The 12,350-nt window shown below is 70.9% G+C and carries 15 protein-coding genes; 12 read left to right on the forward strand and 3 right to left on the reverse strand.

The window, feature by feature from the left end; genetic code table 11:
- Nucleotides 1-63: 63 nt before the first annotated feature.
- The 7 genes from ACILQS_RS00980 to ACILQS_RS01010 all read left to right on the forward strand — a co-directional run bounded on the left by ACILQS_RS00980 (nucleotide 64) and on the right by ACILQS_RS01010 (nucleotide 4,930).
- Nucleotides 64-579, forward strand: coding sequence for a single-stranded DNA-binding protein (locus tag ACILQS_RS00980; RefSeq protein ID WP_395638225.1), 516 nt, complete (start codon nucleotides 64-66; stop codon nucleotides 577-579).
- Between the two features lie 43 nt (nucleotides 580-622).
- The gene (gene rpsR, locus ACILQS_RS00985; protein ID WP_395638226.1) at nucleotides 623-889 is read left to right on the forward strand and encodes a 30S ribosomal protein S18; all 267 of its coding nucleotides are present in this window, start codon (nucleotides 623-625) and stop codon (nucleotides 887-889) included.
- A 3-nt stretch (nucleotides 890-892) separates the two neighbouring features.
- Nucleotides 893-1,345: a 50S ribosomal protein L9 gene (gene rplI / locus ACILQS_RS00990; RefSeq protein WP_395638227.1), complete on the forward strand. Its 453-nt coding sequence runs from the start codon at nucleotides 893-895 to the stop codon at nucleotides 1,343-1,345.
- A gap of 462 nt (nucleotides 1,346-1,807) precedes the next feature.
- The gene (gene dnaB / locus ACILQS_RS00995) at nucleotides 1,808-3,184 is read left to right on the forward strand and encodes a replicative DNA helicase (protein ID WP_395638228.1); all 1,377 of its coding nucleotides are present in this window, start codon (nucleotides 1,808-1,810) and stop codon (nucleotides 3,182-3,184) included.
- A 2-nt stretch (nucleotides 3,185-3,186) separates the two neighbouring features.
- Nucleotides 3,187-4,071 carry a PhzF family phenazine biosynthesis protein gene (locus ACILQS_RS01000; protein WP_395638229.1) on the forward strand — a complete coding sequence of 295 codons (885 nt, stop codon included), beginning with the start codon at nucleotides 3,187-3,189 and terminating at the stop codon, nucleotides 4,069-4,071.
- Between the two features lie 5 nt (nucleotides 4,072-4,076).
- Nucleotides 4,077-4,685 carry a DUF308 domain-containing protein gene (locus ACILQS_RS01005; RefSeq protein ID WP_395638230.1) on the forward strand — a complete coding sequence of 203 codons (609 nt, stop codon included), beginning with the start codon at nucleotides 4,077-4,079 and terminating at the stop codon, nucleotides 4,683-4,685.
- The gene (locus ACILQS_RS01010; RefSeq protein WP_395638231.1) at nucleotides 4,682-4,930 is read left to right on the forward strand and encodes a hypothetical protein; all 249 of its coding nucleotides are present in this window, start codon (nucleotides 4,682-4,684) and stop codon (nucleotides 4,928-4,930) included. Before ACILQS_RS01005 ends, ACILQS_RS01010 begins: the two co-directional genes overlap by 4 nt.
- On the opposite strand, the gene purB is transcribed toward ACILQS_RS01010, so the two are convergent.
- Nucleotides 4,927-6,315: an adenylosuccinate lyase gene (purB, locus tag ACILQS_RS01015; RefSeq protein ID WP_395638232.1), complete on the reverse strand. Its 1,389-nt coding sequence runs from the start codon at nucleotides 6,313-6,315 to the stop codon at nucleotides 4,927-4,929. The genes ACILQS_RS01010 and purB overlap by 4 nt on opposite strands.
- The gene (locus ACILQS_RS01020; protein WP_395638233.1) at nucleotides 6,312-6,830 is read right to left on the reverse strand and encodes a low molecular weight protein-tyrosine-phosphatase; all 519 of its coding nucleotides are present in this window, start codon (nucleotides 6,828-6,830) and stop codon (nucleotides 6,312-6,314) included. The genes purB and ACILQS_RS01020 overlap by 4 nt, the downstream gene beginning before the upstream one ends.
- A gap of 113 nt (nucleotides 6,831-6,943) precedes the next feature.
- Between ACILQS_RS01020 and ACILQS_RS01025 the strand changes: the two genes are divergently transcribed.
- Nucleotides 6,944-7,195: a hypothetical protein gene (locus ACILQS_RS01025; RefSeq protein ID WP_395638234.1), complete on the forward strand. Its 252-nt coding sequence runs from the start codon at nucleotides 6,944-6,946 to the stop codon at nucleotides 7,193-7,195.
- Nucleotides 7,192-8,613 (forward strand): hypothetical protein, encoded by a 1,422-nt coding sequence (locus ACILQS_RS01030; protein WP_395638235.1) that lies wholly within the window; start codon nucleotides 7,192-7,194, stop codon nucleotides 8,611-8,613. Before ACILQS_RS01025 ends, ACILQS_RS01030 begins: the two co-directional genes overlap by 4 nt.
- A 10-nt stretch (nucleotides 8,614-8,623) precedes the next feature.
- On the opposite strand, the gene ACILQS_RS01035 is transcribed toward ACILQS_RS01030, so the two are convergent.
- Nucleotides 8,624-9,049 (reverse strand): phage holin family protein, encoded by a 426-nt coding sequence (locus tag ACILQS_RS01035; protein WP_395638274.1) that lies wholly within the window; start codon nucleotides 9,047-9,049, stop codon nucleotides 8,624-8,626.
- Between the two features lie 91 nt (nucleotides 9,050-9,140).
- Between ACILQS_RS01035 and ACILQS_RS01040 the strand changes: the two genes are divergently transcribed.
- The 3 genes from ACILQS_RS01040 to ACILQS_RS01050 are packed head-to-tail and all read left to right on the forward strand — an operon-like array spanning nucleotide 9,141 to nucleotide 12,339.
- On the forward strand, nucleotides 9,141-10,226 hold the full coding sequence (locus ACILQS_RS01040; protein ID WP_395638236.1) for a histidinol-phosphate transaminase: 1,086 nt from the start codon (nucleotides 9,141-9,143) through the stop codon (nucleotides 10,224-10,226).
- 5 nt (nucleotides 10,227-10,231) lie between these two features.
- Nucleotides 10,232-11,365, forward strand: a complete 1,134-nt coding sequence (locus ACILQS_RS01045; RefSeq protein ID WP_395638237.1) for a thiamine pyrophosphate-dependent dehydrogenase E1 component subunit alpha — start codon at nucleotides 10,232-10,234, stop codon at nucleotides 11,363-11,365.
- 8 nt (nucleotides 11,366-11,373) lie between these two features.
- Nucleotides 11,374-12,339, forward strand: a complete 966-nt coding sequence (locus ACILQS_RS01050) for an alpha-ketoacid dehydrogenase subunit beta (RefSeq protein WP_395638275.1) — start codon at nucleotides 11,374-11,376, stop codon at nucleotides 12,337-12,339.
- Nucleotides 12,340-12,350 lie beyond the last annotated feature (11 nt).

Consider the following 12,350-nt stretch of genomic DNA (forward strand, 5'->3'; position numbering starts at 1 on the left):
GCCCCTGTCGCCGACGCGGCCCCGGCGGATGCCGCCGCGACGGCGTCTGACAAGGACTGAGCCATGGCCGGCGAGACGATCATCACCGTGGTGGGCAACCTCACCGCCGACCCCGAACTGCGCTACACGCAGGGCGGGCTGGCCGTCGCCAACTTCACCATCGCGTCGACCCCGCGCACGTTCGACCGTCAGGCGAACGACTGGAAGGACGGCGACGCCCTCTTCCTGCGGGCCTCGTGCTGGCGTGAGTTCGCCGAGCACGTCGCCGGTTCGCTGACCAAGGGCAGCCGCGTCATCGCGACCGGCCGCCTGAAGCAGCGCAACTACGACGACCGCGACGGCAACAAGCGCACCGCGATCGAGCTGGAGGTCGACGAGATCGGCCCCTCGCTGCGCTACGCGACCGCGCAGGTCACCCGTGCCTCGGGTGGCAGCAGTGGCGGCGGGAACAGCGGCGGAGGCCGCGGCCAGGTGTCCGGCGGTGCCGAGGAGCCGTGGGCCGCGAGCGCGCCCGCGTCCGGCGGCGGCGACGACGTCTGGAACACCCCCGGCAACTACAACGACGAGACCCCGTTCTGAGCCCCGGCTCCTGAGAACGTAGAAACCGAAAAGGAAGACAGCAATGGCTGGCAAGAGCAGCAGCAGCAGCGGCGACCGCCGCAAGCGCGCGCCGAAGGGTGGCAAGAACGCCGCTCCCGCGAAGAGCATCCGCGTCGGCGTCATCGACTACAAGGACGTCGCGACGCTTCGCAAGTTCATCTCCGAGCGTGGAAAGATCCGCGCCCGGCGCATCACCGGCGTGTCGGTGCAGGAGCAGCGGCTCATCGCGCGCGCGGTCAAGAACGCGCGTGAGATGGCCCTCCTCCCCTACGCGGGATCGGGGCGATAGGCCATGTCGAAGCTCATCCTCACCTCCGAGGTCTCCGGCCTCGGCTCCGCCGGTGACGTCGTCGACGTCAAGAACGGCTACGCCCGCAACTACCTCATCCCGCAGGGCTTCGCGATCGCCTGGTCCAAGGGCGCCGAGAAGCAGGTCGACTCGATCAAGGCGTCCCGCGCCGCGAAGGAGCTCGCCACCCTCGAAGAGGCTCAGGCACTGAAGGCCAAGCTCGAGGGCGCCACCGTGAAGCTCGTCGTCAAGTCGGGTCGCGAAGGTCGCCTGTTCGGCTCGGTCAAGACGTCGGATGTCGCGGACGCGGTCAAGGCCGCCGGCCTCGGCGACGTCGACAAGCGCTCGATCGAGCTCTCCGCTCCGATCAAGAGCCTCGGCCGCCACGACGCCACCGTGCGTCTGCGCACCGACGTGCTCGCCGCGCTGACGCTCGACGTGGTCGCCGCGAAGTAGCCCCTCACCCGGAAGGCGCACCCCGCAGGGGGTGCGCCTTCCGTCGTTAACGGCGCGTGAACATGTCCCCCGGACGAGGGACATCAGCGCCGTACCCCGTCGAAATCCTCACGTTTCCGTCCACAGGTGACCTGTCAAGGCGCGAAGTCTCAAGTAGCAGTCCAAGCCTGTTTCCACACACAGGGTGTGGAAACGAAAACCCCAGGTCATCGCCGCTTTACCGGCGCAGATCCCGGAGTTTCACACAGCTGATTCCACAACTTCTTCACACACGTCACGGCGTTTCCCGGCGATTCCCCACAGCGTCATCCACAGGGCGGGTTGTCCCCCCGGGTGCAGTCTCCCTACTGTGGGCAAGCGCTCGCGGCGCGGGGTCAGCACTTCTCGAGCCGACGGACTTCGGGGTGTCTGTCGGCGATGTCGGCGTGCCCGCCTATCGTGACCAGCTGGAGGTCCTTTCTCATGTCGATCGCCCATCTCGGACTCGCCGAACCGGCAGGCGGCGAGCGCGCGGGCTGGCAGGGCGAACGCACGCCGCCGCACGACCTCCTCGCCGAGCAGAGCGCCCTCGGCGGCATGATGCTCAGCAACGACGCCGTCGCGGACGTCACCGAGGTCGTGCGCGGGCTCGACTTCTACATGCCCAAGCACGAGGTCGTGTTCGACGCGATCCTCAACCTCTACTCGCACGGCGAGCCGACCGACGTGATCGCCGTCACCGACGAGCTGACGAAGACCGGTCTGCTGCCACGGGCCGGCGGCGCCGAATACCTCCACACCCTCACCGGCCTCGTGCCGACGGCGGCGAACGCCGGCTACTACGCGTCGATCGTCGCCGAGAAGGCCGTGCTCCGCCGTCTCGTCGAGGCCGGCACGCGCATCGTCCAGATGGGCTACGCGAGCGAGGGCGAGGTCACCGATCTCGTCAACAACGCGCAGGCCGAGATCTACGGTGTCACCGGGGGCCTCGACAGCGAGGACTACATCCCGCTCGTCGACGCCATCCACGACGCGGTCGAGGAGATCGAACTCGCCCGCGGCCGCGACGGCCAGCTCGCCGGCGTCCCGACCGGCTTCAGCGAGCTCGACTCCCTCACCAACGGCCTGCACGGCGGCCAGTTGATCATCGTCGGCGCCCGCCCCGCGATGGGCAAGTCGACGCTCGCCCTCGACTTCGCGCGCACCGCCGCCGTGCACCACAAGCTGCCGACGATCTTCTTCTCGCTCGAGATGGGCCGCAGCGAGATCGCGACCCGGCTGCTCTCGGCCGAGTCCGGCATCCCGATGCACGTCCTCCGCAAGGGCAACATGGACGAGCGCGACTGGACGCGGCTGGCGAGCGTGCGCGGCGACATCGGCGACGCCCCGCTCTACATCGACGACAGCCCGAACATGACGCTCGTCGAGATCCGCGCGAAGTGCCGCAAGCTCAGCCAGCGCGTCGGGCTGAAGATGGTCGTCGTCGACTACCTCCAACTGATGACCTCCGGCAAGAAGGTCGAGTCGCGGCAGCAGGAGGTCAGCGAATTCTCGCGGGCGCTCAAGCTGCTCGCCAAGGAACTCCAGGTGCCGATCGTCGCCCTCGCCCAGCTCAACCGTGGTCCCGAGCAGCGCGCCGACAAGAAGCCCGCGCTCTCCGACCTGCGCGAGTCGGGCTCGCTCGAGCAGGACGCCGACATCGTGATCCTGCTGCACCGCGAAGCGGCCTACGACCGCGACCACCCGCGCGCGGGCGAAGCGGACCTCATCGTGGCGAAGCACCGCAACGGCGCGACCGACGACATCGCCGTCGCGTTCCAGGGGATGTACTCCCGGTTCGCCGACATGCCCCGCACGTAGCGATGCGGCGACCGTTCCGCCAAATCGATGTCTTCGGCGAGGAGCCGGGCACGGGCAACCCCGTGGCGGTCGTCCTGGAAGCCGCGGGTCTGTCCGACGACGACATGCGGCGGTTCTCGAGGTGGACGAACCTCTCCGAGTGCACCTTCGTCCTGCCGCCGACGACCCCGGAGGCCGACTACCGCGTGCGCATCTTCTCGCTCGACGTCGAACTGCCGTTCGCCGGGCATCCGACGCTCGGCACCGCGCGCGCCTGGGTGGATGCCGGGGGCACGCCCGCCACGCCGGGCACCGTGGTGCAGGAGTGCGGCGCGGGCCTCATCCCGGTGCGCGTTGCCGGTGACGTGCTCGCGTTCGAGGCGCCCCCGCTGCTGCGCTCCGGCGCGGTCGAGCCGGGCCTGCTCGCCCGCGCGATCGCCGTGCTCGGTGTGGATCCCGCCGCGGTCGTCGCCGCGGAATGGCTCGACAACGGGCCCGGCTGGCTCGGGCTCCTGCTCGACGGCGCCGACACGGTGCTCGCCCTGCGTCCTGACGCGGCGCGCGCGGCCGGCGACGAGCACCGCGGGCGCTGGGATCTCGGCGTCATCGGGGCGCACCCCGACGGGTCCGCCGAGGCCTTCGAGGTGCGCGCGTTCTTCTCGGACGGCGTCGGCACCCTCGTCGAGGATCCGGTGACCGGCAGTCTCAACGCGGCTGCGGCGCAGTGGATGCTGGCCTCCGGCCGGGCGACGGCGCCCTACGTCGTCCGTCAGGGGACGGCGCTCGGACGCCGTGGACGGGTCACGATCAGCACGGACGCCGACGGTTCCGCGGTGTGGGTCGGCGGCCGCACCGACGTCGTCCTGTCGGGCACCGCCGACCTCGGCGGAGCACCGGACGTAGACTGATCCGCGTGGTAGCCGCCTGGATCGCACAACTCGCACGCGGAGTCCTGGCACTCACGCTGGGGATCACGATCACCCTCACCCTCGACCACTCTCCCGCCTTCGGACTGGTGACCTTCGGGGTGTTCGCGCTGCTCTCCGGCGCCGTGCTCGTCGTCGCGTCGCTGCGCACCGCCTACGCGGGCCGGATGCGTGCGGGGTTCCTCGCCCAGGGGATCGCCACCGGGGCCGCGGGCATCCTGGCCGTCGCCGTGCCGAACGGGGGCGTCGCGTTTCTCGCGATCCTCGTCGGTGCGTGGGCGGTGGTGACGGGACTGCTCGAAGGTGCGAGCGGCATCCTGGGCCGGGCGTTCGCACCGCTGTCGCGCGACTGGATCATCACCGGGGCGCTCACCGTCGCCCTCGGCGTGGTGGCGTTCGTGCTCCCACCCGACTTCACCCAGGCCTTCTCCGGGGAACGCGGCGTCTCGGGAACGCTGACCTCGTCGGTGATCCTCATCGGCGTCGTCGGGGCGTGGGCGATTCTGGTCGGCGTGCTGCAGGTGATCTCGGCGATCACGATCCGCACCGATCGCGCGGTGCGCTCGAGTGCGACCGACCGGGTCGTGGCCTCGTGACCGAGCCCGGTCGCCGACGGCCGACGTTCCGGGAGCGCGCGCGCCCCGCGGAAGTGCTGGGTCTCGCGGCGGCGCTCGCCGGCTTCGTATTCGTCGGCGTGCTGTTCTCGTCGCGCAACCTGCTGCTCGCGATCGAGTTCTTCGGGGCCGCGTTCATCGTCTCGGTGGTCGTCTGCGCGACCCTGCTGTTGGCGATCTCGAAGCCCGAGACCCCGGCCGACGACGACCGACCGTCAGGCCACTAGGCCGGGTCGAGCGCTCCCACCAGCTCGTCGGCCAGCCCGGTGTAGGTGCCCGGGGTGAGCGCGAGCAGCCGCGCCTTGGCGTCGGCGCCGATATCGAGGCCGTCGACGAAGGTGCGCAGGTCGTCGCCGGTGATGCGCTTGCCGCGGGTCAGCTCCTTGAGCATCGCGTAAGGGTCGGCGATCGAGGAGCGGCCGGCGGTCACCTCGGCGCGGATGACGGTCTGGATCGCTTCGCCGAGCACCTCCCAGTTGCCGTCGAGGTCGGCGGCGAGGGCATCCCCCGCGACCGCGACCTCATCCAGACCGCGGCGGATGTTGTCGAGCGCGAGCAGCGAGTGCCCGAGGGCGACCCCGATGTTGCGCTGCGTCGTGGAGTCGGTCAGGTCGCGCTGCAGCCGGCTGGTCACGAGCGTCGACGCCAGCGAGTCCAGCAGCGCGGCCGACAGTTCGAGGTTGGCTTCGGCGTTCTCGAACAGGATCGGGTTGACCTTATGCGGCATCGTCGAGGATCCCGTCGCGCCGGCCTGCGGGATCTGGGTGAGGTAGCCGATCGAGATGTAGGTCCACACGTCGGTGCAGAGGTTGTGCAGGATGCGGCCCGCGTGCGCGATCGCCGTGTACAGCTCGGCCTGCCAGTCGTGCGACTCGATCTGCGTCGTGAGCGGGTTCCAGTCCAGGCCGAGCGACGTCACGAACTCGCGCGAGAGGGCGGGCCAGTCGGCATCCGGGTCGGCGGCGACGTGCGCCGAGAACGTTCCGGTCGCCCCGCTGAACTTGCCGAGGTACTCGACGCCCTCGATGCGGGTGATCTGCCGCTCGAGCCGGTGCACGAAGACGGCGATCTCCTTGCCGAAGGTCGTCGGGGTCGCCGGCTGACCGTGGGTGCGGGCCAGGAGCGGGGTGGCGCGCTCGGCGATCGCGAGTGCGCGCAAGGCGCCCACGACATCCCGGAGCTTCGGCAGCCACACCCCGGTGATCGCGGCGCGGACCGTGAGCGCGTAGGAGAGGTTGTTGACGTCCTCGCTCGTGCAGGCGAAGTGCACGAGCTCGGCGACGGAGGTCAGGCCGAGTTCGGCGAGCTTCTCGCGCACGAGGTACTCGACGGCCTTCACGTCGTGCCGAGTGGTGGCTTCCAGCTCGGCGAGCCGGGCGATCTCGGCCTCGCCGAACTCGGCGGCGAACGCCCGCAGCGCCCGCTCCTGCTCGGCGTCCAGCGCGGCGGAGCCGAACATCCCGCGCTCGGTGAGGAAGAGCAACCACTCGACCTCGACGCGGACCCGGGCCCGGTTGAGCCCCGCCTCGGAGAGGTGCTCGCCGAGGTCACCGACGGTGGCGCGATACCGCCCGTCGAGGGGGCTCAGCGGTTGCGGGGGCAGCGGGCTCATGAGACTCCCTGTCGGAGGACCGGTTCTAGCTGGCGGAACAGCGCGATGCTCGCGCGTTCGATGGTGGAGAGCACGGAGTCGAAGAGCGCGGGATCCGAGTAGTAGGGATCGGGCACTTCCGCCCCGCCGCTCGACTCGTCGAACGACAGCAGCATCTGCACCTTGGCGCCGGCGGACTCGTCGCCCGCCCATTCTCGCAGAGTGCGTTCCTGCCCACGGTCGAAGACGACGACGAGGTCGAGCGACGCGAACCAGGCGGCGTCGAATTGGCGGGCGCGGTGGCGTGCGGCGTCGTACCCGCGGCTCGCGAGGGCCGCGATGGTGCGGGCGTCGGCACGCTCGCCGACGTGCCAGTCGCCGGTCGCCGCCGAGCTCACCTCGAGCCGCGACTCGTATCCGCCCGCGGCGATGAGCCGCCGGAAGACCGCCTCGGCCATCGGCGACCGGCAGATGTTGCCCGTGCAGACGAAGCAGATGCGGAAGACCGGCCCCGGATCCGCGGGGACTCGCGCCATGGGCCCATCATCCCGCTTTCGCCCCGTCCTCCACAGCCCCTCCGTGGCCCCGGGGATGCGGAGGCCGGCCACCGCGACGGCCCGACGGCCCGGCCGCTGGCGACGATCGGGTCATGAGCAACTTCGGTGATCCCGCGGTGCGCGTGGCGCTCGAGCGACAGCTGGCCCTCCTCGTGCCGGTCGTCGAGCATCTGTCCGCGGCCGCCGCCGGCCCACCACAGCTCGTCGCCGACGACTGGCGCGGACCCGCGGCCGAGCAAGCCACCCGGTTCCTCGAGGACCTCCGGGCCGGCCTGAGCGAAGCCGCCGCCGCGGTCGACGACGAGGTGCGTCGCATCCGGGTGCACGTCGCGGGGATGCCGTGATCCCGCCGCTGGACTCCCGTCGCGGGCCCGACCTCGGCGGCCAGCTGCGGGTCACGGCGCCGGGCAGCGTCGTGGTCTCGACCGACGCCCTGCTCGCCTCGGCCGACCGGCTGCGCAGCCTCGAGCGCGGACTGCACGAGGACTGCCGCCGGGTGGTCGCCGCCGACGCCATCCACCCCGGCTGGCCGGTGTCCGCGCTCATCTCTCCACTGGACGCGCTCCGCGCCCGCTGCGAGCAGGCCCGCGACGCCTTCGATCGCGTGGCCGCCGACTACACGGCTCACGAGGCGGCGCTCGCGGGGGCGCAACGCGACCTCGCGGCGCTGATCGCCGCGACCATCGGCTCGTTCGCGGTGACCTTGCTCGCCCGCCTCGTGCTGCTCAACCCCGGCCTGCTCGTCGCGGTCGGCCTGTACGGCTGGTCGTCGATCCCCGACACCGGCGACGGTCGGCTCGACACCGTCAAGCAGTTCTTCCTCGACCACCCCGAGCTGATCACCAGCCCCGAGTTCACCCGCTTCGTGTCGCTGCTCTCGACGAGCATCGACGACGCGGTGCTCGGCGCGGTCGGGGTGCCGCCGATCCTCGCCCCGCTTCCCGGCGTCGAGCTCGGCCCGGACGGCGGGGTCGCGGCCGGGGCCCTCACGCTCATCGGAGTGGGTGGGCTCTTCGGCATGTTCCGCGAGACGCCGGTGACGGTCGAGCGGGAGTCCACGAAGCCGGTCACGGCGCCGCCGTCCGGCGCGCGAGGGCACCTCGACCGCATCCCCGAAGCCAGCCAGGTGCGCATCGAGAAGTACGAAGCCGACGGGATGCCCGATCGCTACGTCGTGTACGTCGCGCCGACCGAGACCTTCTCCCCGTTCGCCGAGTCCGAACCGCGCGACCTGACGAGCAACATCCACGGCGTCGCGGGACTGGAGGCGGGGGCGTTCCGCGCCGTCGAGCAGGCGATGCGCGAGGCCGGCATCCGTCCCGACGACGAGGTCGTGGTGAGCGGCTTCTCGCAGGGCGGACTCGTCGCGACGATGGTGGCCGGCTCGGGCCACTGGAACGTCGTCGGAGCTGCGACCTTCGGGGCGCCCGCCGGCAACATCCCGCTTCCGCCCGACCTCGTCGGCATGGCCGTGCGCAACACCGACGACTTCATCCCCGCCCTCGCCGGACCGCAGCTCGACCATTCGCTGCTGCAGGTCGAGCGCGAGGCGTTCCGTGACGGCGTCGAGATCCCCGACGAGCAACCCGCACCGGCGCACCAGCGCTCGGCCTACACCCGCACCGCCGACGCGATCGACGCCGCCGAGTCGGCGGTGGTGCGCGAACAACTGCGCCTGCTCGACGACTTCACGTCGGGGTACCTCGACCAGCCCGGTGGCCGGGCGACCGAGACGGTCTACCGGTCGGTGCGCACGGGCTGACCGGGGATGCCTACCGCCGGTTGCGCGACTGCGTCTTGACGAACGGCCGCAGGAGGATGCCGATCAGCCAGCTGATGACGCCGAGCACGATCGCGCCGAGCACGCCCCACCAGAATCCGCCCGGCACCTGGAGGCCGAAGCCCAGCAGGCCGCTGATCCAGGCCACGAGCAGGAACAGCAGGCCGTTCACGATCAGCGAGATGAGACCGAGCGTCAGCACGTAGATCGGGAATGCGACCACCCGGATGATGCCGCCGATGATCCCGTTGACGAGACCGAAGATGAGCGCGACCAGGAGGTAGGTGACGACCAGCTCGACGCTCACGCCGGGCTCCGGGTCGTTGTAGGGCTGCACGTAGACGTTCGGGCTCAGGATGAGCGTCGTCAGCCAGAGGGCGAGCGCGTTGATCAGAAGACGGAGGATGAGGCGACCCATGCGCCCATCATGGCGCGCGCGGGCCCCCCAGGCCAGGAGCAGGCGTGCGGCCGTGTCGGCGTGCGTGCGGCCCGACTCTAGGCTGGACCGCATGCCTGTGAACCTCCGCCCGGAGATCGCCGCCCTCCCGCCCTACCGGCAGGGCCGCGCGGCGGACGCGTCGGCGTTCAAGCTCTCCAGCAACGAGAACCCCGGCCCGACGCATCCGGCGATCCTCGCGGCGATCGGCGAATCCAACCTCAACCGCTACCCGGATGCCGCGGCGACGGTGCTGCGCGCGCGTCTCGCCGAGCGCACGGGCGTCTCGATCGACGAAGTGCACGCCGCCTCCGGATCCGTGTCGATCCTCGCCCAGTTGTTCCAGGCCGCCGCCGGGCCGGGCGACGAGATCGTCTACGCCTGGCGGTCGTTCGAGGCGTATCCGCTGCTGGCGATCGTCGCCGGAGCCACGAGCGTGCAGGTGCCGAACCTCCCGGGCGGCCACCACGACCTCGACGCGATGGCGGCGGCGATCACCGACCGCACCCGCGTCGTCATCGTCTGCTCCCCGAACAACCCCACCTCGACGATCGTCACGACGGCGCAGTTCACCGCGTTCATGGCGAAGGTGCCGCCGACGGTGCTCGTCATCCTCGACGAGGCCTACCTCGAATTCGTCACCGACCCGCACGCGGTCAGCGGACTCGTCGAGCTGCAGAACCACCCGAACCTCGTCGTGCTCCGCACCTTCTCGAAGGCGTTCGGCCTCGCCGGTCTCCGCGTCGGCTGGGCGGTGGGGGCGTCCTACATCCTCGATGCCGCGCGCAGCGCGATGATCCCTCTCTCCCTCACGGAGCCCGCCCAACGGGCCGCGCTCGCCGCGCTCGACGTCGAAGCCGACCTGCTGTCCGGAGTCGACGAGCTGGTCGAGCGTCGCACCCGCGTGTTCGAGGGGCTCACCGCGGCCGGCTGGACCGTCCCCGAGCCGCACGGCAACTTCGTCTGGTTCCCGGCCGGGGCCGAGACCTCGGCGGTCGCGGCGGTGCTCGAAGACGACGGGATCATCGGCCGCGTCTTCGCCGGGGAGGGCGTGCGGATCTCCATCGGCGAGGAGGACTCTGTCGAGAGACTCCTGCATTCCGCCGCCCGCGTTGTGGCAACCCTCCCGCTGGCGGTCGAAAACGCCCGGTTAGGGTAGGCATCATGTCCTACACCGAGGCGACGATCCAGTTGCTCTCGCCGGAGGGGTCCCTCGTCGAATCCGACGCCGCCGCCCCGTACCTGGAGAAGATCACCGCGCTGAGCGACGCGCAGCTGCGGGACTTCCATCGGCAGATGGTCGTCACCCGCCGCTTCGACATCGAAGCCGGCAACCTCCAGCGCCAGGGCCAGCTCGCGCTGTGGATCCCGAGCCTCGGCCAGGAAGCCGCCCAGGTCGGGTCGGGCTACGCCGCGCGCGAGCAGGACCACATCTTCCCCGCGTACCGCGAGCACGCGGTCGGTCGTCTGCGCGGCCTCGACCCGATGCGCATCATCGAGTTGCTCCGCGGGCTCAGTCACGGCGGCTGGAACCCGGCCGACACCGGCAACTTCCATCTCTACACGCTCGTCATCGGGTCCCAGGCGCTGCACGCGACCGGGTACGCGATGGGGCTCACCCTCGACGGGGCGACCGCGACCGGCGATCCCGAGACCGACGCCGCGGTCGTGGCCTACTTCGGCGACGGCGCGACCAGCCAGGGGGACGTCAGCGAGGCGCTCGTCTTCGCCGCGAGCTACCAGGCGCCGATCCTGTTCTTCCTGCAGAACAACCATTGGGCGATCTCGGTGCCGGTCGAGCGCCAGTCGCGCACCCCGCTGTACCTGCGCGGCACCGGGTTCGGCATCCCGTCGGTGCAGATCGACGGCAACGACGTGCTGGCCTCCTACGCCGTGAGTTCGACGTTCCTCGACGCGGCCCGCGCCGGCGGCGGCCCGCGCTTCATCGAGGCGCTGACCTACCGGATGGGCGCGCACACCACGAGCGACGACCCGACGAAGTACCGCGAGAAGGAGGACGAGCGGTTCTGGGCCGAGCGCGACCCGATCGCCCGCTTCGAGACGTTCCTCCGCGCGAAGGGTGAGGCGGATGCCTTCTTCGCCGAGGTCTCCTCCGAAGCGGAGGATCTCGCGGCCGACGTCCGGGCGCGCACCCTCGCGCTGGGGCTGCCGCCGGCGGACAAGATGTTCGCCGTCTATTCGGAGCCGCATCCGCTCATGGACGAGCAGCGTGAATGGCTCGCCGCCTACGAGGCGTCCCTCGAAGTGCCGGCTCACGACGGGGAGGCGCCCGCGTGAGCGAGACCATGACGATGACGAAGGCCCTCAACGAGGGTCTGCGCGCGGCGCTCGCCGCGAACGACCGGGTGCTGCTCATGGGCGAGGACATCGGCACGCTCGGCGGGGTGTTCCGGGTGACCGAGGGGCTCAAGGCCGAGTTCGGCGAGAACCGGGTGCTCGACACCCCGCTCGCCGAGTCGGGCATCATCGGCACCGCGATCGGCCTCGCGATGCGCGGCTTCCGCCCGGTCTGCGAGATCCAGTTCGACGGGTTCATCTACCCGGGCTTCGACCAGATCACCTCGCAGCTGGCGAAGCTGACCGCCCGCAACGAGGGCAACCAGTCGTTCCCGGTCGTCATCCGGGTGCCCTACGGCGGCCACATCGGCGCGGTCGAGCACCACCAGGAGAGCCCCGAGGCGTACTTCGCGCACACCGCCGGGCTGCGCGTCGTGAGCCCCGCGACCCCGCACGACGCGTACTGGATGATCCAGCAGGCGATCTCCAGCGACGACCCGGTGCTGTTCTTCGAGCCCAAGAGCCGGTACTGGCCCAAGGGCGAGGTCGACCGCGGCGCCTCCGAGACCCCGTTGCACGCGACCCGCGTCGTGCGTCCCGGCAGCGACGCGACGCTCGTCGGCCACGGGGCCATGGTGGCGACGCTGTTGCAGGCCGCGGAGATCGCGGCCGAGGAGGGCACGAACCTCGAAGTGCTCGATCTGCGCTCGCTGTCGCCGATCGACTACGCGCCGATCCTCTCCTCCGTGCAGAAGACCGGTCGGCTCGTCGTCGCCCAGGAGGCCCCGGGCCACGTGAGCGTCGGCTCGGAGATCGCCGCGACGATCGCCGAGCGCGCGTTCTACTCGTTGCAGGCGCCGGTGCTGCGGGTGAGCGGATTCGACACCCCGTTCCCCCCCGCGAAGCTGGAGAGCGCCTACCTGCCCGACGCCGACCGGGTGCTCGAGGCCGTCGACCGGGCGCTGGCGTACTAGGAGGCATGCCG

The sequence above is a fragment of the Pseudolysinimonas sp. genome (assembly GCF_044239695.1).
GTDB lineage: Bacteria > Actinomycetota > Actinomycetes > Actinomycetales > Microbacteriaceae > Pseudolysinimonas_A.